Annotated in this window: 18 protein-coding genes; 6 read left to right on the plus strand and 12 right to left on the minus strand. The window is 63.3% G+C overall.

The window, feature by feature from the left end:
- Positions 1–59: 59 nt before the first annotated feature.
- Entirely contained in the window at positions 60–560 is a 501-nt protein-coding gene (locus tag NCT04_RS16925; RefSeq protein WP_244829716.1) for a M48 metallopeptidase family protein, read from the minus strand.
- Between the two features lie 213 nt (positions 561–773).
- On the opposite strand from NCT04_RS16925, the gene NCT04_RS16930 reads away from it, so the two are divergent.
- The 3 genes from NCT04_RS16930 to NCT04_RS16940 all read left to right on the plus strand — a co-directional run bounded on the left by NCT04_RS16930 (position 774) and on the right by NCT04_RS16940 (position 6,915).
- A complete protein-coding gene (locus NCT04_RS16930) occupies positions 774–1,334 on the plus strand; it encodes a metal-dependent hydrolase (RefSeq protein WP_244828604.1) in 561 nt (186 codons plus the stop codon).
- 58 nt (positions 1,335–1,392) lie between these two features.
- Positions 1,393–1,890, plus strand: coding sequence for an LEA/WHy family protein (locus NCT04_RS16935; RefSeq protein WP_250466667.1), 498 nt, complete (start codon positions 1,393–1,395; stop codon positions 1,888–1,890).
- Between the two features lie 168 nt (positions 1,891–2,058).
- Positions 2,059–6,915 carry an NAD-glutamate dehydrogenase gene (locus tag NCT04_RS16940; RefSeq protein ID WP_250466669.1) on the plus strand — a complete coding sequence of 1,619 codons (4,857 nt, stop codon included), beginning with the start codon at positions 2,059–2,061 and terminating at the stop codon, positions 6,913–6,915.
- Between the two features lies 1 nt (position 6,916).
- On the opposite strand, the gene NCT04_RS16945 is transcribed toward NCT04_RS16940, so the two are convergent.
- Positions 6,917–7,105, minus strand: coding sequence for a hypothetical protein (locus NCT04_RS16945; RefSeq protein WP_244828599.1), 189 nt, complete (start codon positions 7,103–7,105; stop codon positions 6,917–6,919).
- A gap of 297 nt (positions 7,106–7,402) precedes the next feature.
- On the opposite strand from NCT04_RS16945, the gene NCT04_RS16950 reads away from it, so the two are divergent.
- Entirely contained in the window at positions 7,403–8,683 is a 1,281-nt protein-coding gene (locus tag NCT04_RS16950; protein ID WP_250466670.1) for a sensor histidine kinase, read from the plus strand.
- A complete protein-coding gene (locus NCT04_RS16955) occupies positions 8,680–9,360 on the plus strand; it encodes a response regulator transcription factor (protein ID WP_250466671.1) in 681 nt (226 codons plus the stop codon). The genes NCT04_RS16950 and NCT04_RS16955 overlap by 4 nt, the downstream gene beginning before the upstream one ends.
- 41 nt (positions 9,361–9,401) lie before the next feature.
- On the opposite strand, the gene NCT04_RS16960 is transcribed toward NCT04_RS16955, so the two are convergent.
- The 10 genes from NCT04_RS16960 to NCT04_RS17005 all read right to left on the minus strand — a co-directional run bounded on the left by NCT04_RS16960 (position 9,402) and on the right by NCT04_RS17005 (position 24,083).
- Entirely contained in the window at positions 9,402–9,671 is a 270-nt protein-coding gene (locus NCT04_RS16960) for a hypothetical protein (RefSeq protein ID WP_250466672.1), read from the minus strand.
- 144 nt (positions 9,672–9,815) lie between these two features.
- On the minus strand, positions 9,816–10,151 hold the full coding sequence (locus tag NCT04_RS16965) for a host attachment protein (protein WP_250466674.1): 336 nt from the start codon (positions 10,149–10,151) through the stop codon (positions 9,816–9,818).
- A gap of 195 nt (positions 10,152–10,346) precedes the next feature.
- Positions 10,347–15,164 (minus strand): cellulose synthase subunit BcsC-related outer membrane protein, encoded by a 4,818-nt coding sequence (locus NCT04_RS16970; RefSeq protein WP_502800682.1) that lies wholly within the window; start codon positions 15,162–15,164, stop codon positions 10,347–10,349.
- On the minus strand, positions 15,164–16,315 hold the full coding sequence (gene bcsZ / locus NCT04_RS16975; protein ID WP_250466678.1) for a cellulose synthase complex periplasmic endoglucanase BcsZ: 1,152 nt from the start codon (positions 16,313–16,315) through the stop codon (positions 15,164–15,166). Before bcsZ ends, NCT04_RS16970 begins: the two co-directional genes overlap by 1 nt.
- Position 16,316: 1 nt before the next feature.
- Complete coding sequence (gene bcsB, locus NCT04_RS16980) at positions 16,317–18,797, minus strand: cellulose biosynthesis cyclic di-GMP-binding regulatory protein BcsB (RefSeq protein ID WP_250466679.1); 2,481 nt, start codon at positions 18,795–18,797, stop codon at positions 16,317–16,319.
- A 10-nt stretch (positions 18,798–18,807) separates the two neighbouring features.
- Complete coding sequence (gene bcsA / locus NCT04_RS16985) at positions 18,808–21,024, minus strand: UDP-forming cellulose synthase catalytic subunit (protein WP_244828583.1); 2,217 nt, start codon at positions 21,022–21,024, stop codon at positions 18,808–18,810.
- Positions 21,021–21,806: a cellulose biosynthesis protein BcsQ gene (gene bcsQ / locus NCT04_RS16990; RefSeq protein ID WP_250466681.1), complete on the minus strand. Its 786-nt coding sequence runs from the start codon at positions 21,804–21,806 to the stop codon at positions 21,021–21,023. The genes bcsA and bcsQ overlap by 4 nt, the downstream gene beginning before the upstream one ends.
- Positions 21,803–22,663, minus strand: coding sequence for a cellulose biosynthesis protein BcsP (gene bcsP, locus NCT04_RS16995; protein WP_250466683.1), 861 nt, complete (start codon positions 22,661–22,663; stop codon positions 21,803–21,805). Before bcsP ends, bcsQ begins: the two co-directional genes overlap by 4 nt.
- A gap of 157 nt (positions 22,664–22,820) precedes the next feature.
- Positions 22,821–23,279: a cellulose biosynthesis protein BcsD gene (bcsD, locus tag NCT04_RS17000; RefSeq protein ID WP_250466685.1), complete on the minus strand. Its 459-nt coding sequence runs from the start codon at positions 23,277–23,279 to the stop codon at positions 22,821–22,823.
- Between the two features lie 606 nt (positions 23,280–23,885).
- Positions 23,886–24,083, minus strand: coding sequence for a hypothetical protein (locus NCT04_RS17005; protein ID WP_244828575.1), 198 nt, complete (start codon positions 24,081–24,083; stop codon positions 23,886–23,888).
- 433 nt (positions 24,084–24,516) lie between these two features.
- Between NCT04_RS17005 and NCT04_RS17010 the strand changes: the two genes are divergently transcribed.
- Positions 24,517–25,131, plus strand: coding sequence for an NAD(P)-dependent oxidoreductase (locus NCT04_RS17010; protein WP_250466686.1), 615 nt, complete (start codon positions 24,517–24,519; stop codon positions 25,129–25,131).
- The last annotated feature ends 25 nt before the right edge of the window (positions 25,132–25,156 follow it).

The following is a 25,156-nucleotide window of genomic DNA, read 5'->3' on the forward strand; positions in this document are numbered from 1 at the left end:
TACGACCCCTCGCTCGGGCACTGAGCGAGCAGGCGTCGCACCCTTAGCCTTCTTCCTGATCATCCTCCCCGCACCAAATCCCGATGCGTCAAATAAAGCCGTAGATCGAACTCGATTTGGTGATACCCCGGCTGCATCAATTCGCAAAGCCGGTAAAACGCCTTGTTGTGATCGTTCTCTTTCAGATGCGCGAGTTCATGCACGACAATCATCCGAAGAAACTCGGGAGCCGTATCCTTGAAGAGCGATGCGATCCGTATCTCTTTCTTCGCCTTGAGCTTGCCGCCCTGCACACGTGAAATCGCCGTATGAAGACCGAGCGCATGACGCAGCACATCGAGCTTGCTGTCGTAGATAACCTTGTCGATGGAAGGCGCCACGCGCAGAAACTCGCTCTTGAGCTCCGCACAGTATTGATAGAGCGCGCGGTCGGACTGCACCGCGTGCTTCTGCGGATAACGCGCTTCGAGATAGCTGCCGAGCTGTTGCTGGGCAATCAATCGGCGCACTTTGTCCTGTAGCGTATTCGGATAAGCGCTCAGGTATTTCAGCTGTTGCATGACGATAAAAGTCGATAGATAAAGATGCGCGAAGGCGCGCACGCGCAGCGTTGTTTTATTCATTCTAGTCAACGCTGCGCCATCTCGCCGCCGAAAGAACCATGAGCGGTGTTGCAGGTCCCGCATTTACGTAAGTTTCTGTATCCGCCCGCTCCGGCAGACGCGCGCCATGCGAACATCTGCGCTCTTCATTGCAAGCAGGACAAGGCAGTCATGGCATCGAGCAAGGCCCATCACGCGACCGGGTGGGCTGCGGGAATCATCGCGGCGGCAATCGTTGGCCATATGGGCAACATCGGCAGCGCGCAAGGCATCGACAAGACCAGCGGCGGCATGTATTACCTTTACCTTGCGCTGGCGTTACTTGCTGGGGTAGCCGGTGCAACCGCGCCGGACTGGCTCGAAGTCGCCTGGTGGAGCAAGAGGCGCAAGCTCTGGATCACGCATCGCACGCTGACGCATTGGGGCATCGGCTGGGGCGCCTTGCTTGCGCTTTCGTGGCATCTGTTGAGACAACATCCCGCCGCGGCGGTCGGCTTCGGGTTCGCGTGCGGCGGCATCATGCATTTGCTCGCGGACTGGCCCAACCCGCTCGGCGTGCCCTGGATCGGTCCGCGTCATTCGCTCAATCTCTGGACGAGCGGAACCTGCGACCTGATCGTGGTCGGCTTGTCATGGGTTGCCGCGTTCTATGTCGTGGACGATCTCTGGTTCCATCACGCGCATGTTCGCATGCTGCTGAACGCGGTGCATGTGCTGACCGGTCCGGCATGAAGGCATCACCCCGTTAGAATGTCCGTTGCCTAATCTCTCGCAACAGGAGCCCTTGCCGATGCAACCGAATCACGCGCGAAGCCGTTTCCTTTTCCTGATCACCGCTCTCGTGATGCTGTTCGCCTTCTCCGGGTGCGCGAGTCTGCTCAACCGCGACAGCCTGCGCGTGAGCGTCGCGGGCATCGAACCGCTCGAAGGGCAGGGGCTCGAAATGCGCTTCGCCGTGAAGCTGCGCGTGCAGAATCCGAACGATGCCGCCGTGAACTTCGACGGCGTCGCGCTCGATCTCGATGTCAACGGCCGTTCCTTCGCAAGCGGCGTCAGTCCGCAAAGCGGCACGGTGCCGCGCTTCGGCGAAGTCGTGGTGTCGGTGCCGGTGACGGTGTCGGCGGTATCGGTGGCGCGTCAGGCGCTCGGCTATGCATCCGGCGACTCGGTCAGCAAGGTCTCCTACGTCGCGCGCGGCAAGCTCGCGGGCGGTCCATTCGGCGGCACGCGTTTCTCCGACTCCGGCACCATCGACTTTCCCGGCGGCAACGGCGCGTTGGGTTACTGAGCAGCCCGTCTTCGGGCTGTCGCGCGTTCGTCATCGTGACGGAATAAGGTGCCCTGACGAGCGCTCGCGCATTGTGCATCCGCACATGGTCCATCCAAGGCTTCCGCACGACGGGGCGCATAATCCTGCAGAGCATCCGACAGACTCGAAAAGACTGAGGAGGGCACCATGCTGGTCAGGAACGAAGCGCAGGTCGAACATCTCATCAAGGATCTGCTCGAATTCGCACGCGGGCGTCTGCCTGACGGCGCCTTCCAGCTCATCGAGCCTTTCCTGCGTCATTACTACGACCAGGTGGATATCGAGGATATCGCGAGCCGCGATATCGCCGATCTCTACGGCGCGGCCATGGCGCACTGGCAAACGGCGCAGCAGTTCGCGGGCGGGCGCGAGGTCCTGCGCGTCTACAACCCCAATCTCGAACAGCACGGTTGGCATTCCGACCATACGGTGGTCGAGATCGTCAACGACGACATGCCTTTCCTCGTCGATTCCGTGACCATGGAGCTGAACCGTCTCGGTCTTGCGCTGCATTCGGCCATTCATCCGGTGTTCCGCGTGTGGCGCGCGGATGCCGGGCCGCACGCCGGCGAGATCGTGCGTATAGGACAAGGTCACGCCGATGCAGGCGATGGCCGCTCGTCGCTCGAATCGTTCATTCATTTCGAAGTGGACCGCTGCAGCGAAGGCGAGCGGCTCGAAGAAGTGCGCGAGAGCATTGCGCGGGTGCTCGGGGACGTGCGCGAGGCGGTCGAGGACTGGCCGAAAGTGGTCGATGCGGCGCGCGCGTCCATCGCCGATCTGAAAACGCGCGATACGTCTCCCGACGGTCTCGAAGCGCGCGCCTTTCTCGAATGGATGGTGGCCGATCACTTCACGTTCCTCGGCTGCCGCGATTACGACCTCGTCGAGCACGAAGACGGTCTCGCGCTGCGCGGCGTGCCGGGTTCGGGAGCGGGCATTCTGCGCGAGCCGGCGGGCGGCGATCTCACGCCGCTGCCGCCGGGCGCGGCTACTATCGTCGAAGGCGCGGCGCCGATCTTTCTGACCAAGGCGAATTCGCGTGCCACGGTGCATCGGCCGGGCTATCTGGATTACGTCGGCGTGAAGCGCATCTCGCCCGACGGCAAGGTCACGGGCGAACGGCGCTTTCTCGGGCTTTACACATCGACGGCTTATCTCGTGCCGACCTCCGAGATTCCTATCGTGAGGCGCAAGTGCGCGAACATCGTGCGGCGCGCGGGCTTCCTCGAAAAAGGGCATCTCGCGAAGTCGCTCATCTCCGTGCTCGAACAATATCCGCGCGACGAACTTTTCCAGGCCGATGAAGACGTGCTCTTCGACATCGCGCTCGGCGTGCTGCGTCTGCAGGAACATCAGCGCACGCGTCTGTTCGTGCGGCGCGATCGCTTCGACCGCTTCGTGTCGTGTCTCGTGTTCGTGCCGCGCGACAAGTTCAACACCGACTTGCGCCGCCGCATTTCCAAAGTGCTGATGGAGGCGTTCAACGGCAAGAGCATCGAGTTCACGCCGCTGTTGTCGGAGTCGCCGCTGGCGCGAATTCATATCGTCGTGCGCGCGGATCGTGGCGCAATGCCCGAAGTCGATACGCGCGAACTCGAAGCGCGCGTCGTGCAAGTCGCGCGCCGCTGGCAGGACGATCTCGCCGATGCGCTCATCGACAGTCACGGCGAGGAAGAGGGCAACCGGCTGTTGCGCCGTTATGCGGATTCGTTTCCCGCCGGTTATCGCGAGGATTATCCGGCACGCACGGCGGTGCGCGACATCGAACTGATCGAGGCGACGCATTCGCGCCCCGGCGGTCTCGCGATGAGTCTTTATCGGCCGATCGAAGCGGCCATAGAACCGGGACGGCGCGCGTTTCGCTTCAAGGTGTATCGCGTGGGCGAGCCGATCGCGTTGTCCGCAAGCTTGCCGATGCTCGAACATCTCGGCGTGCGCGTGGACGAGGAGCGGCCGTATCTGATCGAGCCGATCGGTGCGCCTACCGCGTGGATTCACGATTTCGGTCTCGAATTGCAGGACGACGTGGAGTTCGATATCGACCGCGTGAAGCCGCTCTTCGAAAACGCGTTCGCGAGCGTCTGGACCGGCGAAACCGAGAGCGACGACTTCAATCGCCTCGTGCTGCGCGCGCAGTTCGGCGCACGCGACGTGACCATCATGCGCGCGTATGCGAAGTATCTGCGGCAGGTCGGCTCGAATTTCAGCGACGCGTATATCGAACGCGCGCTCACCGGCAATCCGAAAATCGCGACGAAGCTGCTCGAACTTTTCATGGTGCGTTTCGATCCCGCACGCGGCGGCTCGGCCGAAGAGCGCGAACCGCACGTCGAACGCGTGCTCGCCGATATCGAAGCGGCCCTCGACAAGGTGCCGAATCTCGATGAAGACCGCATTCTGCGGCAGTTCCTCGGCGTCATCACGGCGACCGTGCGCACGAATCATTTCCGCCGCGAGCCGAACGGAGAACCGCGTCCGTATCTGTCGTTCAAGCTCGATCCTTCGAAAGTGCCGGGTCTGCCCGAACCCAAGCCGATGTTCGAGATATGGGTCTACGCGCCGCGCGTGGAAGGCGTGCATCTGCGCGGCGGCCGCGTGGCGCGCGGCGGCTTGCGCTGGTCGGACCGGCGCGAAGACTTCCGCACCGAGGTGCTTGGCCTCATGAAGGCGCAGATGGTGAAGAACGTGGTGATCGTGCCGGTCGGTTCGAAGGGCGGTTTCGTCGTGAAGAATCCGCCGCCGCTCACCGACCGCGAAGCGTTTCTCGCGGAAGGCGTCGCGTGCTATCAGATGTTCCTGCGCGGCCTGCTCGATGTCACCGACAACCGCAAGCCCGATGGCATCGTGCCGCCGCCCGATGTCGTGCGCCACGATCCCGACGATCCGTATCTCGTCGTGGCGGCGGACAAGGGCACGGCCACCTTCTCCGATTATGCGAACGCCATTGCGCATGAATACGGCTTCTGGCTCGACGATGCCTTCGCCTCGGGCGGCTCGGTTGGCTACGATCACAAGAAGATGGGCATTACGGCGCGTGGCGCGTGGGAGTCGGTCAAGCGGCATTTCCGCGAGATGAACTTCGATACGCAGACCACCGACTTCACCGTGGTCGGCGTCGGCGACATGTCGGGCGATGTGTTTGGCAACGGCATGTTGCTGTCGCGGCATATCCGCCTGATCGCGGCGTTCGATCATCGGCATGTGTTCCTCGATCCGAATCCGGATGCGGCCACGAGCTTCGAGGAACGTCAGCGTCTCTTTGCGTTGCCGCGTTCGAGCTGGGCCGATTACAACACCGCGTTGATTTCGGCGGGCGGCGGCATCCATGCGCGCACGGCGAAGACCATTCCCGTGTCGCCGCAAGTGCAGAAGGTGCTGGGCATCACGGCATCGAGTCTTGCGCCCGTCGAGCTGATCCGCGCGATTCTGCTCGCCGAAGCCGATCTGCTCTATAACGGCGGCGTCGGTACGTACGTGAAATCGAGTATCGAGACCAACGCGCAAGTCGGCGATCGCACCAACGACGCCGTGCGCGTGAACGGTGCGGAACTGCGCTGCAAGGTCGTCGCCGAAGGCGGCAATTTGGGCTTCACGCAACTGGGGCGCATCGAGTTCGCGCAGCGGGGCGGACGCATCAATACGGATGCCATCGACAATTCGGCGGGTGTCGACTGCTCGGATCACGAAGTCAACATCAAGATTTTGCTCGGCCTCGTGGTCGCGGACGGCGAGATGACCGAGAAGCAGCGCAACGTGCTGCTCGCGGAAATGACGGACGAAGTGGGCCTGCTCGTGTTGAAAGACAACTACGCGCAGACGCAGGCGTTGTCGATTGCGAACCGTCACGTCGCTGAAACGCTCGATGCCGAGGCGCGCATGATGCGTTATCTCGAACGCGCGGGCCGGCTCAAGCGCAAGATCGAGTTCCTGCCATCCGACGACGAAATCGCCGAGCGCGCCGCTGCAAGGTCAGGACTGACATCGCCCGAACGCGCCGTGCTGCTTGCCTACGGCAAGATGTGGCTCTACGACGAATTGCTCGAATCCGACGTGCCGGAAGATCCGCTCGTCGCCGATCTGCTGCCCGCGTATTTTCCGAAGCCGCTGCAGCGCCGTTTTAGCGCGACCATGCAGCATCATCCACTCAAGCGCGAAATTCTCGCCACGCATCTGACCAACGTGCTCGTGAATCGCACGGGTTGCACGTTCGTGCATCGGCTGATGGAGGAAACCGATGCGCGGCCGAGCGATATCGTGCGCGCCGCATTGATGGCGCGCGACGTCTTCAGCCTCGATGACTTGTGGCGCAATATCGACGGACTGGACAATCTCGTCGCGGATGAAGTGCAGGCACGCATGTTCGTCGATGTCGTGCGTCTGCTTGACGACACCGCACTCTGGTTTCTGCGAACGCTCGAACAAAGTCCGAGCGATGCAGCGGGCGTGCTCGCGCGTTGCCGTGAAGCCGCGCATAGGCTCGCGCCGCAACTGCCCGCGCTCTTGCCGGCCACGCAACTCGATGCCTGGTACGCGCGCCGTCGTGAACTCGAAGACGCCGGCGTGGAAAGCAGTCTCGCCGCACGTGTCGCGAGTGGCGAGATTGCCACGGCGGTGCTCGATAGCGCGGAAGTGGCCGCCTGCTCGGTGCGTGGTCTCGAAATCGTGGCGAGCGTCTACTTCGGCATCGGCACGTTGCTGGATTATCGCGGTATCGCCGAGCGCGCGATGGCTTTGCCCATCACCACGCACTGGGACTTGTTGGCCCGCGCCGCCGCGCTCGAAGAGCTCGGCCGGCTCAAGCGTGCGCTGACGGTGAGTGCGCTCGAACAGTCGAGAGGCATCGACGATCCGGATGTGATCGTGGAGAGTTGGCGCGCCAAACGCGAGGCGGCGCTCGACCGCTACACGCGCTTGCTCACCGAGCTTCGAGCGAGCGGCGGCACGAGTCTGTCGATGCTGCTCGTCGTGGTGCGCGAAATGGCGGTGCTCGAACGCGCCTGAATCAGCGGCGCTTTTTCCTGGTGGCTTTCGGTGGCGTGAGCGCGGCGGTCCAGAAGTCGGCTACTTGCTTCTGGCTGCGGCGCGTCGCCGTTTTCGTCTGTCGCCTGGCTGCCGCCGTTGCGTGGCCGCGCACCGATCCGGCCACGGCATTGGCGCCGGACAACCACATGCTCAGAAAAGGGTTCTTCATGGCGTTTGCCTGATGGTTGCGTTCGTTGATTCGTTTTCAACGCATCTCGAACGCACGGGACGTGCCCGCGCGGTGCGGTTGTGGTATTGCTTGGACGAAGCCTTGACGATCGAGGTTTTCGGTGAACGCAACATTCGCGCTGCGCCTTGCAGATGGCGGGTTGGCGCTGCGACCTTGATCGGCAAGAGAAGAAAGTAGCGACGCGCTTGGCAAATGCCGGGGCATCGCCTACGTCCTGCATGCCATTTCACGCCGCCGCGTTTGTAACGGGCGACGGACTGACAGGAGCACGGGGTCATGGCTATCGTGCACGCCACAGCGGCCTTCGCGGCCGCGTTGATGGGACTGACGCTCGCGCCCTTCGGCAAGCGCGCGCCGGCGCGGGACATTCGGGTGGCGCGCGCGTCGCTCTCGCTTCGTTTCAGCTCGCTGTTCTCCGTGCCGCCGTTCAAGCGGCATGCGCATGGTGCCGCATCGCAAGCCATTGCAGTGCCCGCGAGCATCGAACCCAATTCGTCCTTGCGCGATACGCTCGAATGCCTTCCGCTCGCGATCCTGATTCTGCAAGCCGATGGCCGTATCGAGTTCGTGAACGGCAGCGCCGAAAAGCTGCTCGGTTATGCGCGCTGCGAGCTGATCGGCGAACTCGCGGAGCTCGTCGTGCCCGGCTTGCAGATGGCGAGCCTGCAGCAGCCTGGCGATATCGGCACGACCGTCGCGCAACTCTTCGCACGCCGCAAGGACGGCACGCAGTTTCTGGCCGATGTCGCCCTCAACGCGATGCACGGCAGCGACGCCTGCCTCACGCTTGCGGTGGTCATCGACCGCACGGACCGTTACGAGCTGCAGCGCAATCGCCAGGAACTCGCGCATATGACGCGCGTGTCGATGCTCGGCGAACTTGCAGCATCGCTCGCGCATGAATTGAATCAGCCGCTCACAGCCATACTCAGCAACGCGCAGGCGGCCCAGCGCTTCATGAGCCGCGAGCCGATCGACCTCGACGAAATGCGCGAGATTCTGCGCGATCTCGTCGCCGACAACAATCGTGCGAGCGAGATTTTGCGACGCATTCGCGCGCTCGTGAAAAAGGGCGAGCTGGAAGTCGCGCCCTTGTCGATGGCTGGCGTGATCGGCGATGTCGCGTTGCTCGTGCATAGCGACGCCATCGTGCGCGGCATTCGCGTCGTGCTCGAATTGGCGCCCGACTTGCCGCAGATCCACGGCGACAAGATTCAGCTGCAACAGGTCGTGCTGAACCTGCTGCTGAACGCCTTCGACGCGATGAACGATTGCACCGGCAAGCGCGTCGTGACCGTATCGGCTGCGCGTGATGGCAATGCGTGGCTGCAAGTCACCGTGCGTGATGAAGGCGAGGGCTTGCCCGCTGCTTTCACGGACGAACTCTTCAAGCCGTTTCATACGTCGAAGCGCGATGGTCTCGGGCTTGGGCTTTCCATCAGCCGCACTATCGTGGAGATGCACGGCGGGCGCATCTGGGCGGAGAGCAACAGCGGACATGGCGCGGCGTTTCATTTCAGGTTGCCGATTCGGGATCACGTAAGGACCGCGCCATGAGCGAAGTCTTCATCGTCGACGACGATGCTTCCGTGCGCCGCGCGCTCGAGCGTCTAGTGGGCGCGGCGGGTTATCGCGTGGAGGCGTTTGCATCGGCACAAGCGTTTCTCGATCATGCGCGCAAGCGCGCGGACCCCGCGTGTCTCGTGCTCGATGTTCAGTTGCCGGGCGTGAGCGGACTCGACTTGCAACGCGCGTTATGCAACACGAGCGAGACCTTGCCGATCATCTTCATCACCGGTCACGGCGATATTCCGATGACGGTGAGCGCCATGAAAGCGGGCGCGACGGATTTTCTGTCAAAGCCCGTTGGCGATACGGCCTTGCTCAATGCAATCGATGCCGCGCTGCTTCGTTCGGCCGCGGCGCTAGCCAGCCGCGATGAAATGGCCGGAATTCAACGCCGTATCGAACGACTCACGCCGCGCGAACGCGAAGTGCTGATACTCGTGGTGAACGGCTGGCTCAACAAGCAGGTGGCGAGTGAACTCGGCACCGTCGAAAAGACCGTGAAGGTGCATCGCGCACGTGTGATGGAAAAGATGGAAGCGCATTCGCTCGCGGAACTGGTGCGTCTGTCCGACAAGGCGGGCATCTTCACTTCAGTCGGCGCATGCGCGGGGTACGCGAGCCGTGATCGTGGCGAGCGTGGCGCTGGCAATGCAGAGGTTCATTGAGCCGCGCCGGAAACTCAGGCGCGACTTCTTGCCGTTACGGCTTAGTGCGGGAAAGCGCCGTGTTCCGGTGCTTGCATCGGCGCGTGCTCGTGGTCGCGATTCTGCTCCATGCCGCGGTTGTCGGCGTGAAGCTCGTCCCGACGGCGTGCGTCCGGACGGCGTTCGTCGTGACGACGCGAATCGACGCGGCGTTCGTCGCGACGCTCTTCGTGACGGTACTCGTGCTTTTCATGCTTGTCGTGCTTGTCGTGCGCGGCGAACGCGCTCAGCGACAGCGAAGCCATGACGATCGCGGCGAAAATCTTTTTCATTTAAAGCGCTCCTGATTCCATGACCGCAAGCCGGATGGCTCGCGATGCGGAATCAACGTGCGCTTGGGTCTTTCGTTGACCCTTAGTATGCCGTTGTAAGGACTTTCAACATTTGTTCACAGATGTCGGCATGAGCGCGCGCCGTCAGAAGGGGCGGCGCGCGCTCATGCCGGCTGAGTCTTCGCTGGCATCTTCATGGACGAGCTTTTGAATCTCGATGCTCAGATACTCACGCAAGGTGCCGAGAAAACGCGGTTCCACTGCCAGCCGCAAGCGATCGAAGCGATGATTCACACGGCTGCGTTCGAGCATTTCGGCAACGGTTTTGGCGAATTGCCGGTCGCGTTCATTGGACTGCGGGGCGCGGGGCGCCGGGTTACGAAGCTCCTCGATTTGCCTGAGGTCAAGCTTAAGCCCTCTGGTTTCGAAGATCCGGGCACGGCTGTCATCGGCGGCCAGAACCCAGGTGATGGCGGTCATGTTGCTCCTCCTCCTCGCGGCCTTGAGCGCGAAGTCCCGACATTGTGCGCTTTCTCTCGCGCGTCGTCAGACATGTCTGTCACGCAGTGCAGCAAAGCGCGCGGCGGGTTCCAGGAGGAGCAACGATGTGAGGCAGCGTCATGCAATTTCGATGCGCCATGCACCGCAACGTAGGCGCATGGCGTCGAGTCCGCATCAATTCGCGAACGACAAATACGGCGAGCTGAAAGCCTGCGGCGGGAAGAGCGGCTGCACGCTGGTTTGCCGCGTGAAGCTGTATCGAACGTACACGGCAGCGAGCCATTCGCGATACTGATACGCGTTGCCGAACGAAGCCGTCGCGCCGATGGCGAGTTGCGGCGCAAGCTGGTATTCGCCCGTCGCGTTGAGCGAGTAGGACACGCCCGTCTTGCTCTGGCTCGGATAGACCGCGCCGGCATCCGGTGCAAGGTTGGCCGCCGTGAACGCCGCCTGATAATTCGGCTCCGTCGGGAAGTAGTTCGACGCGTCCTGCCGATAATGCTGCACGCCGATCGAGCCCTTCAGGTCGTATGTGAAAAGCCCGGTGCGGCCCATGTATTCGACCGGAAAGTTGAGAATGACGTACTGCTGCGGACTGAAGTAGCCGCCTTGTCCGTAGGTGAAGTACGAAAGGTTTTTGTCGTAGTGCATCAAGGTGGTATTCGCGCCGATGGTCAGCGCCTGATCCGCGTCCTTGATGATGCGCGTGTACACACCGCCGCCGCCCTTGACCGCGTTGTTCGTGGCGACGTTCTTGCCGTCGAGGAACTGGTACATCGCGTTGACATAGACACCGCTCGTGCCGTCGTCCCAGGCGAGGTCGCCGCGCGCACCGCTCGATGTCACGCCGCCCCAGGTCGCGCCCGCAAGCTGATCGCGCGCGCCGGCATAGGACAGCAGGCTGTCCGTGACCGCGCGTCGTGCGACGGCGAGCGAGTACGAGACTTTATCGGTGATGGCGTTCTGATACTGCAAACCGCCAACGACGTTGGTCTCGCGAAAGCCGAGCGGCGTCGTGCCGACGTCGCCCTTGAAGTTGCGGTTCTCGTAACCGACCGCGAGTCCCACGCCGGTCGCCGTCTGGGAGCCGTACTGGTTGCCGGCGGCCGGAGCGATCGCGTTGATGCCGGAGCCGAAGCGCGCGAGCGTGTTCTGCTCGCTGCTGGCGGTGCCGGCGTCGAGCGTGACGGGCGTCGCCCGCACGATCACGTGGCCGTTGCCGGCCTTGATGCGGCCTTCGATGGGCGCTTCGATATCGGTGAGGTTCGAGAGACCGTCTTCGCCGTTGCGATTGCGGAAGATGATCCCGCCCGACACCGTGCTGGCCTGTTCCCGCTCGATCTGCGCGAGTTCATCGGCGACGCCTGCAGTTTGCGGATTCGCGACGGGCGCGGGCATGCCGCCTGTGTTCATCGTGGCGGCGGACGCGGCGCGCTGCCCGGCTTGCGCGGCTTGCGGATAATACGGCTGCGCGTAACCGGCGGGTGGTTGCGGCACGTACTGTTGCTGGGCGTATTGCGGTGGATAGGGTTGTTGATATTGCTGTTGCGGATACTGTTGCTGCGGGTAGGGCTGCTGATATTGCTGCTGCGCATAAGCTTGCTGCGGATACGCTTGCTGATACGGCGGCTGATATTGCTGCTGCGGATAGCCTTGCTGCGCATAAGCCTGCTGACCATACGACGCCTGCGCGTACTGCTGCTGCGGCGCGTTGGCGGCTTTACGCGATGCCGAGCGCTTCGCCGTCGATGTACCCGCCCGAGTGCTCGCGCTTTGCGGCGCATAAGCTTCCGACTGCGCGGCTTGCGCCGCGGGCGACATCGGCCAGGGCGAACTGTTATACGCGTCCTGAGCGGCAGACGGCGCGCCTTGATACATCGGCGCTTGCTGCGGATACGGCGCGGGCTGCGCGTATTGACCTTGTTGCGGATATGAAGCGGGTTGCGCGTACTGCGCTTGCTGAGGATACGAAGCCGGCTGCGCATACTGAGTCTGCTGACCCGGGTAAGCCTGCTGCGCGCCACCCGCGCCCTGATCCTGTCCCGGGTACGGCTGCAACGGCGCACCGGATTGCCCCGAGCCATAGTTGTCGGGACCATAGCCGCCCTCGACCGGACGCGGCACCCTGACAGGGACGACCCCGCCACCCGACTCCCCCGACCCATCCGCCGCACCGCCATACCCACCGCCCGCAACCGGACGAGGCACATTGGCAGGCGCCCCCGGCGCGCCGTTATAAGGACTCACATAAGGCGCGGAATAAGGCACGGTCTGAGGAGGCGGCAAATAGTTCGGCACGGGCTGCGAATAAGTCGGTGTGATGTTCTGGCGATACCCCGGAAACGCATTCGATCCGGCGGCAAGCGCGGACGGCGCCGTATCGACGGCGGTCTTGCCTTCGAATGGATTGGTGCCCGGCAACGGCATCGTGCCGATGCGGCTCATCGCGGTCTGCCAGTCGCGCGGCAGGTTGCTCGCTGGCTGACCGGGAGCAGGCGCGAGCGGCGTATTGGCCGCAAGCAGCGAGCGCTGCAGGAACTGCGCAGCGAGATCGAGCTTGCCTTCTGCCCGATACATTCGCCCGATCGATGCAAGCACGCCCGGATCGTTTGGCGCGGTGTCGTACGCCTGTTTGGCAAGCGTCTCCGCCAGCTTGAAATCGCGCACGCCGGTGGCGGCCGACATCGCGGCGGCTTGCAGATTCACGTCGTCCGGACGGCGCGCGAGCGCAGTTCGATAGCAGTTGAGCGCGCTGCGGTCGTCGCCCGCCGAGGTGTACATGCGGCCGAGCGCGGCCTGCAAGTCGGCGTTGTCGGGCATCGCGGCGAGCCAAGGTGCGATCACGTCGTAAGCCGCCGCGAGATTGCCGCTCTGGCGCACGTTGTCCGCCCGCGCGATCACGATTCCGACGTTCAGATTGTTGAAGTCGGCGCGTTGCTGCGCGGTGAGCGGCATCGACTGCAGCCGGCGCATCACGGAACCGAGTTCGGCGTCCTGCTGGGTCTGCGAGAGAATGCCCGCGTATTGCAGCAAGAGACCGGGATCGTTCGGCGAATTGGCGATCGCGCCGCGCGTGAGCGAGAGTGCGCGCGATGCATCGCCCGCTTTCAGATACGCCGACGCCACCGCGCCCGTCAGTTCCGCGTTGCCGGCAGCAAGCGGCTCGGCGCGACGCAGAATCGCATAGGCCTGCTGGCGCTGACCGGCCGCGGCGGCGCGCGTCGCGAGTTCGGTCTGCTGATGCACCCACAGACGATGCTGCAACGCGCCCATCGCCGGCGTGCGCTGCGCGGCGGGAATCCGGTCCAGTTGCGATAGACCCGTCGACCAGTCCTGTGTTTCGGCGGACAGAAGGGCGCTCGCGTAGAGCGCGTCGGTCATGTCGGGGTGCGCCGCGAGCAAGCCGTCCATCATGCTGCGCGCATTGCCGACCGCGCCCTGACGCACGTAAATGCGCGCGAGGTCGAGCCTAAGCCACGGATCGTCGGGGCTATTGAGCAGCGCGTCCTCGAAGAGACTGCGCGCCGTACCCAGATCGCCGCGTGCTTCGGCGGCGCGTGCCTGCGCGGCTTGCGCATCGCCACGCAGCTTGTTGATGCCGCCGGCTTTCGCCTGTTGCTCCGCGTTCAGCTTGTTGGCGAATTCGAGCGCTTCATCGCCACGTCCCTGCGCCGCGAGCGCGCCGACGAGTCCGCGAATGGCATCGGGATTGTCCGCCTGACGCCGCAACGCCATGCGGTACGCCGCTTCCGCGCCCTTCGGATCGCCATTCGCGAGCAGCATTTCGCCGAGCAGCGTCTGCGCGGTGACATCGGCGGGACTCGTCGCGATGGCGCGTTCGAAGAGCGCCTTGGCCTTCGCGATCTCGCCGTTGCTGCGTGCGCCGATGGCATCGCTCGTATAGGTCCAGTACGTCGCGCTCGTCAGCGCGTCCTTCCAGCGCGCCGGATTGCCGGCCCGCGACGCGCGTTCGAGATAGCTGCGCGCTTCCGCGAAACGCTCCTGTTTCAGCGCGATGACGCCGAGGCCGCCGAGCGCGTCGGCATCGTTCTGATCGCTTGCGAGCACCGACGAGAAACGCGCCTGCGCCGCGACCAGATCGCCGCGATCCACGGCAGCGAAACCTTCTGCGACAGTGCGACCGCGCGCATCGACGACTGCGCCCGCCTGCGCGCGTTCGCGTGCTTCCTTGTCCTGCAGCACCATCGAATCGAAACGCGCCTTGACGGCGGCATCGTCGGGCGAACCTTGCAGATACGCCTGAAACAGCGGTGCGTCCGATGCGCGCGCGCCGAGCCACAGCAGCGCCTGCCGCCAGCTCTTCTTCGCCTGCGCGCCGACCGTGCTGTCGTTCGACAACGCCGCCAGCCGGGCGATGCCATCGCGCCGCGTCGAATCGCGATACGTCAGATGCTGCGCATAGGCGAGGGTGTAGCGCGGATCGTCGGCGTTCTGGCGCGCGAGTTGTTCGAGGCCGCGTCGCGCTTCGTCCCAGCCTTGCGGCGTCGCGGCGAGCGCCTGGTAATACTCGAGCTGAAGTTCGGGCGTCGCGGGCTTGCCTCCGATGGCACGCTTGTATTCCTGCACCGCCGACGCGCTCTGTCCGCTCTGCGCGAGACGGCGCGCGTCGTTGACGGTCTGATCGCGCGCGCTGGTTTCGCCGAGACGCCGCCCCAGATCGTCGATGTTCGGATAGTTCGGCGCGACCTGACGCAGTTGCGCGAGATACTGCTGCGCGCCGCTGCCGTCCTTGCGATCGGCGAGCACCATGCCCATGCCGAAGAGCGCATCGGGCTGCTTCGGGTCGAGGCGCAGCACCTTCTGCCACGCCTGCTCCGCGAGGTCGCCGCGCTTGTGCGACTGCCAGTATTTGCCCTGGTCGATCAACACGTTGAGCGGATCGGCACTCGTCTGCGCGATGGCGATGGCCGGCGCCGCCGCCGCGAACAATGCCGCGATGCGGATGGCCAAGGTACGTTGTCTGGCCCGCATCAGCATGCGCTTCTCCAGTTCGGCACGAGACGGCCGGATTCGTCGAAGCGATAGCGGCCTTCGACAAAGCCGCCACCGAAGAGACCGAGCACGCGGTCGTAATACACCGGTTCGCGGCCCGCGCCCGGCGGCGCGACGAGTGCTTCGAGATGCGTGCGCGCGAGGCCCAGGCCGTGCTGGTCGTTCAGCGCCTTGAAGTATGGCGCGAGCGCGCCCCAATACGAGAGCGGGCCTTCGCCGCTGGCCGTACCGGTCGTCGAAGAAACCTTCTCCGGCGGAAATCCCGTCTGCGCCACGCTCTGGCGCATGCCGCCGAGCGCGTCGAGCCAGGGCTTCGCGAGCGGATCGCCCGCTGCCGTCATGCCGGCCCAAAGATAGACGCGGATCGCGTCGTAGCTGCCGGTATCGCCGCTTTTTGGATCGACCACGAACTGGCCGTTCTGACTTGTTTGATACGCCGCCCAGTCGGGCGCATAGCCGCGCGGCGCGGTGATCTTGATCATGCGCGCGGCGCTTTGCGCGAGCTTCGCCCACGGGCCGTCGGGCATGTCGCGAGCCAATGCTCGCAGGAGCGGCAGCGGCAGATAGCTCGGGTTCAGACGCGTGACATTGCCTGTGCGAAAGCCTTGCGGACCGGGCAGCAGCATCGGCCCGAGGCCCGGCATATCGACCACTTCCTGCTTGGCGATCTGCGCCGCGAGCGCCTGGCCGAGCTTCGTATAAGCCGGCTCCTTCCACAGCCGTCCGGCTTGCAGCAAGTCGTATGCAATCCACAAGTCCGAATCCGATGCCGAGTTCGGGTCCATCACGCCATAGCTGCCGTCCGGCTTCTTGCCCCATTGCCACGAAGGCAGACGCACGTTGTTCGCATCGAACTGATTGCCGGCCAGATTGGCGCGCGTCCAGTCGAGCAGACGGTCGAAAGTCGCGCGGTCGTTGGCGACCAGCGCGAAGAAGAGGGCGTAGGACTGGCCTTCTGAGGTGGTCTGCTGCGCGTCGGTGGAATGGTCGACGACTCTGCCATCGGCCTGCACGACGCGCTCGACGAACAACCGATACGCCGGCCATTCGCATTGCTGTGCAGATTGTGAACTCAACGCCGCGCCGGCAAGAACACCCGCGACGGCGGCCTTCGAAATTGAACCCCGCATGTCAGTCCCTCAGACGCCGCGCGGCGAGCGAGCGCAGCGCACGATAAAAGACGGCAGCGATGATGAGCGCGGCGATCACGGCGGAAAACACCAGCAGCACCGGATGCGCGGACAAGGCCCAGCGCATGTAGTGCATGGGCGAAAGCTGGCCGACGTAATAGGCTTCGCCGTTGGACGTGACCGCGACCGTGCGGCCGTGAATCACCGCCATCGCGCCTTGAATGGATGGCAACAAGTCGTTGTCGAGCAGGGCGGCGGACAAATCCGCATCCGACTGTCCCGCCGCGCTGATGAGCGCCACCGCGCTGCGCCCGCTCTTCAACGGCGACTCGAAGCCGGTGAGAAGCGCGTCGCCGTTGGAGCTCACGAGCGACAGATCGGCGCGCGCCGGAGAACGTTCCGGGCCATGCTCGCCATGCCACCAGTCGACCAGCTTGAACGCGACATCGCTCAGCTGGAAGGTGCGCGCGTCGCCGTCGCCGGAAAAGGGCATGTTCTTCGCCCAGCGTTGCAGAAGCGGCTGGCGGCCCGGCGAGCCGAGGACCAGCAAGTCCTTGTCGGCGAAGCGGTCGACATCGTTCGCGCTCGTCACTGTGACGCCCGTGACCGGATAACCCGTCGACGCCCCCATGCGGCCCATCTCCAGCAGAAAGAGACTGTAGTCCGCCGAGTTCGGATCGTTCGGCAGCACGACCGCCGTCTGCGACAGGTCGGCCATGCGCGTGAACGGGAAACCGCCGTTGGCGAACGCGGCCAGATCGGGCAGCGCCATGTAATGCGGGAAGCTCGAAAGATCGATGGTCGAATTCGGGTCGATGGCGCCGACGACGTTATCGAGCAGACGGCCGGTGCATTCGCCGGTCTTCGGAATGTCGTAGTAAAAGTGCATGCGCAACTGCGCGCGCGGCGAGATCAGAAGCGGCGGCAGATAAACCTCGCGGCGCGCGGCCACGGTCTTGTCCGGCATCACGCGGCTGAAGTACTGGCCGAGATCGAACGTCGAAGTCGATACCGCCGGGATGCGCAGCGACTGCACGAAGCCATTGTTCACGCTGATATTGAGCGACGAACGGTCCGGCGCCGGACGCACGGTGTAGCGATAGCTCAGATCGACCGGCACGCCCTTGGTCTGCCACATGAAGAGATCAGGCGGCACACGCAGGTTCACGCGCACGGCGTCGGCGTCGTAACCGCGCGCGGTCAGATCCTGCGCTTCGGCCAATTCACCGAAACGCACGGCGCGGTCGGACGGCAGCCAGTTCGGCGCATCGTAGGGGCGGCGCGGTTGCAGATCGGCGAATTGCGTGATCGTCGCGCTCGTGCCGGAGAACGCGTTGCGACCGACACCCAGCGCTTTCGCGGCGGTCTTCAACTCGTTGTCGTCGCGGCCCATCACGAGCAGCAAGCGGCCGCGCGCGGCGGCATCGCGTTCGACGACCGCGATGGTCGGACCGGAAACCGGCGGCAGATCGACGCCCGCGATTTTCGCATCGCCGGTGGCGAACACGACGGCGTTGCCCGCGAGCGGGACGTTATCGGACTGTGCCGGGAAGATCGCGCCGCGATACCCCGCGAGCGAGCCGAAGTACGACGCCACGGTGCCCGCCGCTTCGAGCGCGGGCAGGCTCGGCTTGCCCGCGAAGACAAACGGCAGTTCCAGGCGGCGCACGTCGCGCCGGTCGAAGAACGGCGCGGGCAGCGCGGCGAGATCGGGCTTGCTGGCAAGCGACGCATAAGTGAGATCGAGCGAACTCGCGTTGCTGACCGTCGCCCACAGCGTCGAATTCGACGGGTCCTCGCACTGCTGCGTGTAATGGCCGATCAGCTGAACGTTGAGGTGATTGAACTCGGTGATGAAGCGCGGATCGATGGCGATATCGCGCGCCACGAGCGTGCCGGCCTGATCGCGCGGCACGGGCAGGGTCGCCGCGACTTCGCCGTTGACGAGCACCTTCAATTGCGAGATGGACGGCAACAGCGACGGCGAATAGCTATAGATCAGATGCAGGACCGCGGCCGTCACGACTTCGTCGCCGCGCACGGAAAACGCCACGCCGTTCTGGCCATCGGTGCCGCGCATTTGCAGCGGGTCCTGCGCGCCGAGGTCCACGAAAGTAAGCGTCTGACGACGGCCGCCGGGAACGAGCGTGCCCGGATCGGCGGTAGTCGGAAGACGCGCGGCGAGCGGCGAGGACGGCTTGCCGGAGAACGCGGGAACCGGCATGGCGAGCGCGGGCTGGACGATCGTCGCGGAGTTGTAGATCACGGCCGGGCTTGGCGCGGGCACGCTGCCGACGCCGGTGGCCTGCTGCGTCGGCGCGCCGTTGGCCGCGACGGCATCCGCCGCTGCCGCGATGGACGCGAGCGGGCCGGCAAGCGCGGTCTGCAGTGCCGCGAGGAACGCCAGCGCCCGCACCAGCGGGCGTTCGCAAAAACGCGGCGCGCGCTCGCCCGCATCGTGATCAACACGCAACTTCGCCATGCCGGTGCCTTTATTGGTCTTTGGTGTTCAGCTTCTTCATGTCGACTGAACGCTTGCTCGTCCAGGTCCGAAGGTCGCTGTAGAGATGCTCGAAAAGCCCCGCGATACCGCGCGTGCCTACCAGCAGCACGTGCGAAAGGCCGCGCAGCGGCGTATCGGGGCGGCGTCCTTCGGACCAGCCGGTCCACGCGTCCGCGCGCGCAAAAGTGGTTTTCACGAAGTCGTATTCCTGCTCGCGCGTGAGTTGCGAGAAGCGCAGGCCAACGCGGCCCTTCGCCGTGAAGCCGACCGTGGCCGGGAACGCGTATTCCTCGTCGCCTCGAAAGAGCGAGACGGTGACGCGTTCGTGCATCGGCACTTCGATGTCGTTCGGCAGCTTCACGCCGACGCCGCCTTCCGAATAGTCGATCGTCTCGCAAGCCAGCGTGCGCCCCGTCGAGAACTTGAGCATGACGGGCATCTTCATCGTCACGCGATGCGTGCTGCGCACCTGACGCCGCTCGCTAGCCGCCGCCACGCTCGCGCCGAGAATCAGCATGTTGTAGACGGTCCAGCAGAGATTCAGCACGGTGGTCTGCACTTCGCTGCGGATATGCCAGTTGATGACGATATGCACCACGCCCGCGATGAAGCCAAGCAGGTTCAGCAGCAACAAGAACAGATAAGGACGCGAGATGCCCCAGTCGAAGTAATCCTTCGCGATCTGGCCGCCCTTGGCCGTGACGTTGAACTTGCCGAGCTTCGGGTTGATGACGGCCAGCAGCGTCGGCGCCGTGATGTACGACGCCAGCACCGACTCATACACTTCGGCCCAGAACGAATGGCGGAAAGAACGCTGCATGCGCGAATTGGTGATGCTCGCGTGCATCATGTGCGGCAGCGCGAAGATGGCGATGGTGCCCGCCGCCGCCTCGATCACGTGCGCGCCGAAGAACAGATACGAGAGCGGCGCGGTAAGGAACACGAGACGCGGCACGCCATAGAAAAAGTGCAGCATGCCATTGAGATAACACAGCCGCTGGCCGAGCTTTAGGCCCTTGCCGGTGAGCGGATTGTCGATCCGGAAAATCTGCGTCATGCCGCGCGCCCAGCGAATGCGCTGACCGATGTGGCCCGAAAGACTTTCCGTGGCAAGTCCGGCTGCCTGCGGAATCGCGAGATACGCCGTGGTATAGCCCAGCCGATGCAGCTTGAGCGCGGTATGCGCGTCTTCCGTCACGGTCTCGACCGCAATGCCGCCGATCTCTTCGACCATCGAGCGGCGCAGCACGGCGCACGAGCCGCAGAAGAACGTCGCGTTCCACAGATCGTTGCCGTCCTGCACGAGACCGTAGAACAGTTCGCCTTCGTTCGGCACCTTGCGGAACGTGCCGAGATTGCGCTCGAACGGATCGGGCGAGAAGAAATGGTGCGGCGTCTGCAGCATCGACATGAGCTTGTCGCGCAAAAACCAGCCGAGGCAGATTTGCAGGAACGAGCGCGTCGGAATGTGATCGCAATCAAAGATGGCGAGGTATTCGCCCTTCGTGATCTTGAGCGCTTCGTTGATGTTGCCGGCCTTCGCGTGGCGGTTATGCGTGCGGATCGTCCAGTTGACGCCCACCTCCTCGCAGAACGCCTTGAACTCGGGACGGCGGCCGTCGTCGAGCACGTGGATCGCGATCTTGTCGGTCGGATAGTCGAGCGCGAGCGCCGCGTAGATGGTCGGCTTCACCACCGAAAGCGGTTCGTTATAAGTCGGAATGAAGACGTCGACGGTCGGCCAGTCGTTGCGATCGGCGGGCAGCGGCAGCGGCTTGCGCTTGAGCGGCCACGCGGTCTGGAAGTAGCCGAGCAGCAGCACGAGCGTGGCGTAGACCTCGGCTGCGACGAGCAACAGGCCCCACGCGGCGTCGAGCGGACGCTCCCAGTAGGTCGTCTCGGTCAGACGCCAGAACATGTAGCGTCCCGACGATACGACCGACAACATGATCATGACGAGCGTCGCGTACTGGCCTTGCAGACGCCGGAAGCCGAGCGCGCAGGCAAAGCAAACGGTTGCGAAAGCGAGCTGCTGACCGAACGCGAGCGGCACCGTCACCACGAAGTAGAGCGAGAACAGCGCGAACAGCGTGAGCAACACCGTGAGGATGCGGCTGCCCCAGATGCGCGCATCGACGAAACGTTCCAGCCGCGACGTGGCGACGCTGACTTCCGTTTCCTGCGAGGGAATCTTGGCGGAGCTCATGCGACGTTCCTCGAAGCGGCCATGGAGTCGACGGTGGCGAGAAGCCAGTCGCCGCACGCGCGCAAATCGGCGGCGGCTTGCGAGAGCGGGTCGTAGTGGATGAGTGTCGTGTCGCACGCAAGCGACTCGGAGACGCCTTCGTCCTGATGGATCACGCCCGGAAAGAGCTTCGTGCCGAGCATGTTGCGTAAGACCTTGAGCACGTCCTTGCTCAACTGGCGCGATTGGTCAACCTGATTCACCACGTAGCCCTGTCCGCCGAAGTCCTGACGCGGCGCGGCGTAGGCGTCGATCATGCGCTCCATGCCGGGAATCGCGGCGTAGGAGGCGGCATCCGCGAGCACGACGTTGAGCGCGAAGTTCGCGGCGCACAGCGCGGTGCGCGTATAGACCGACGAGCCCGGAGGGGTATCGACGATAACGATGTCGTTGAGATCGAGCGCAAGCGATTCGAGCGAGCGCGCGAGCCACGCGGGGTCCTGGTCGACGAGCGCCTCGAAGCGGCGGCGATCGTCTTCCAGCACCGCGCCGTAGGGCAGCACGGTGACGCCGTCGACGCCATCGAACATCACGGTCTGCCACGGGTCGCCCGCGAGCGTTGCACGCGAAATGCCGTCGATGCTGTCGAGCGGAATGCCGAAGTGCAAGCGCAGCGCGTTTTGCGGATCGAGATCGACGACGATCACGCGGCGATGGCGCGCGGCGAGCACCGAGGCGAGGTTCGCGGCGAGCGTGGTCTTGCCGACGCCGCCTTTCGCGGAAACTACCGTGATGACTTTCATGAGCGTGTGAGGCGGGCAGCGAAGAGGGCGCGGTTCGGCTGCGCGGAATCGGTTGCGCCGGATGACGGGCTCGGTTGGCGCAGGCGGTCGAACATCGCGGTGAGCGAGCCTTCGGGGGCTTGCGGTGCTTGTGGCTCTTGTGGCTTGAAGAGCTTGCCGAGAATGGAAGGCGCGTTGCTTTCCTGTTCGCGCGGGCCGGTGCGGGTTTGCACAGCCGGGTCGAGCGCGGCGGGTATTTCGCGAGCGCGGAAGGTCGAGGCGCCTTCCCGAGCGAGGGAGTTCGAAGCGGTTTTGATGCTGCCGCTCGCTTCCGCCGCAAGAATGGCCGGAGGTGTCACGGCACCAGCGTTCCCCTGCTCAGACGCGAAGGGCGACGCCGAAAACCGCGCCGGCGCGCTCGGACGCGCAAAGACAGGCGCTGGAGCGGAATCGGGAATCGGTGCCGCGCTTTCGGGCTTCGCCTCGACGGCAACCGGCGCGGCGTCGGCGAGCGCCGAAAAGCGCAAGGCGCTCAGCGAATCGAGCGCGGCGGGCGGCGTGACGGGCGGAATCGTGCGGCGATGCGCACGCGCGAAAAGCGGCGGCTTGGCGCGATTGATCGGCATTGGCGTGGGCGCGGCCGTGGCACGGTCGGCATCCGCTTGTGCCGCAAACTCGCGCTTGTGCACCGGACTCGCCTGCACATCACGACGCGGCGCGATTTCCGGGATGGCCGGTTGCGCGAAATCGAGCGTGGCCAGGAGCGGCCAGCGCGTGCGGGCATTCCTGGCCTCGTTTTCGCGGCCGATTTCCTGGTAGTCGCCTGCATTGCCGCCGAAATGATCGAACAGCTTTTCGATGTCGCGTGATGTATTCATGTTGCCGCATCCTCGTCGTGCCTTGCGTCGAACTGGCCTGATGCAATATTTTTGGCGCTGTCCGTTGCATGGACAGTCGATATCGCCGTTGCCTTCATATATAACGGCGGTCGTTGAAATTGATTGAATCCTTGCAGCGCCGCTTCAGTTGCGTCGCTTATCTCGTTGCGGCGCGCGCGAGCCGGAACTCGACTGCACCATCACTGCTCAATTCGCTTGCCTGGGAAATAGCAAGCCCTTGCGCGCCCAAACCGCTCAACCAGTGCTGATAAGCGCCTTCAAGAAAAGCCGGTGTCCATGCAAGCGCGCTTTCTCCGAACGCCGGCAACGGCGCGCAGTAGTGAACGATGCTCAGATACTCGCGCTCGTCGGCTAATTCGACGAAGCCCCATTCCGAATCGCGCCACAAAACATTCAGCGCGTGTGCGAGGTCGGCGGTCGAATCGCATTGAGGAAGCGGCCGGGCATCGGCGAATCGGCTGCCGACTCGATGCATCAACTGTCGAAGTTCCGCACGACCGATCTGCGCTTCGAACTCCTCGGCAAGCGCGCCAAGAAATCCACGCCATTGCCTGGAAATCGTGTGGTCGAAGAGGTAATCGAAAGTAGCTGACATGGTTGCCGTTCAGAATGGCCTAAGGGAGTCTGCAAGAATTCTTGCAATGTCGTCGGTTCTTTTTACCTGGAACGCTGCGACTGTCTAACTGCGCGACAGAGCACCGATCCGGTGGTTTGTCCAGTCGATAAAACACGTCTGAAGGTATCCCACTGGGTTTTTTTTCGCCAGTGGAAAGACTATCAGCGCATTTTTTTATCGTATTGAGCGAATAGGCATGCGATTGCGGCTCAGTTCGAGCATTCGAATAAACCTGCCTTTTCGACAAAATTTAGACAAGCTCGGGCGAAGGCCCGCCCGCTATGGCTCTGCGGTCGTGGACGCGAGAGTGTACCATCTTGTTAATATTATCAAACGACAAAACTCAGGCCTGATTCATACGGATTGACAATCACAGGAAGGGGTTAATCCTCTTATTAATTGCGTTGAGACAAAATGCATCTTTTTGTCTGACATTAGTGTTTCGAGGCATTTAAAAATGTCTGTAGATTGAACTGATATCGGTCAATGTGACCGATAATCGGCGCGACTCAGCGCAACTCTCTAACGCGTGACAGGCGAAAAAAAACGCCCCGAGCGGGGCGTTTTTTTCTTGGCAAGCAACGATCACGGATTTGCGCGCACCGCGTCTCGAACTGCATCCATGACGATGCCGTAGTCGAGCGGAATGTCTAGCGCATCGGAGTAACCGTTTTCGTCGGCGGACTCTTCGGGCGCGGCACTGACCGGAAGCGACTCGTAGGCGGTTTCGCCAGACGGATTGTCGCGTCCTTCGATGGCACCCTGTAATTGCGGATTCTTCACGATTAACTCCTTCCGGTAATGGAGCGGCGAGGAAATGCAATATAAACCAATGACATGACAAATTGACGAATCGATGGAAGCTCTCGATGAGCGTGCTTCGCGCGGTGCGCCGATGACCGCTGCAGTTGCATATTCCCAAGAGCACGGGGCCCTACAGTGTAAGGGCGACGTGCTCGTGTGAATGTGCGTTCTGATTATGACGAAGCATGTTCTGAATTGTCTTGCAAATCTGTTTTTCGGCTCGAAACTTGCGTCCTTTTTAGCGAGAAAAATGTAGCTAAACACGCGGCGAAAAACGAGATCGTCGTATGACGCGACTATGATGAAGAATCGTTGCGAAACGCCTTTCGAATGAGCGATTTATTGCGAAGTGGGGTAAGTTAAACGCAGGCCCGATCGCCGGCGAAAGCGGTGTCACAAAGGAGAACCAACAATGAGCAAAATAGCGATCATTGGCGCGACCGGACATGCCGGAAGCAAGTTGCTGGAGGAAGCGTTGCGGCGCGGACACACGGTGACGGCGCTTGCACGCAACACGTCGGAGATCGCCCAGCGTTTTGAAGTCAACGCGAAGAATGTAGACGCATCGGATGCGGCCGCGCTAAGCGAAGCCGTCGCCGGTCACGATGCCGTCTTCAGCGCCGCGCATTTCGCTTCATTGTCGGAGAGTGCGATCACCGAGCCGCTTCGACGCGCGGGCGTCAGGCGCTTGCTCGTGGTGGGCGGCGCGGCGAGTCTTTATGTCGGGCCGGGCCAGCGCGTGTTGGATCTGCCCGATTTTCCGGAAATGTACCGTTCAGAGGCAACCGCGGGCGCGGCATTTCTCGACGCGCTGCGTCGCGAGCGCGAACTCGAATGGACGTTCGTTTCGCCGTCCGCGGAATTCGTCGACGGTCCGCGCACGCGAAAATTCCGTATCGGCGTGGACGAATTGCTCGTCGATAACAATGGCCGAAGCTGGATCTCTTTCGCTGACTTTGCCATCGCGTTTCTCGATGAATTCGAGAGCGGAGCGCATATCAAGCAGCGTTTCACCGTCGGTTACTGACAGCAACCAATAGACGCAAGGCGGC

This window comes from Caballeronia sp. GAFFF2, assembly GCF_023631485.1.
GTDB lineage: Bacteria > Pseudomonadota > Gammaproteobacteria > Burkholderiales > Burkholderiaceae > Caballeronia.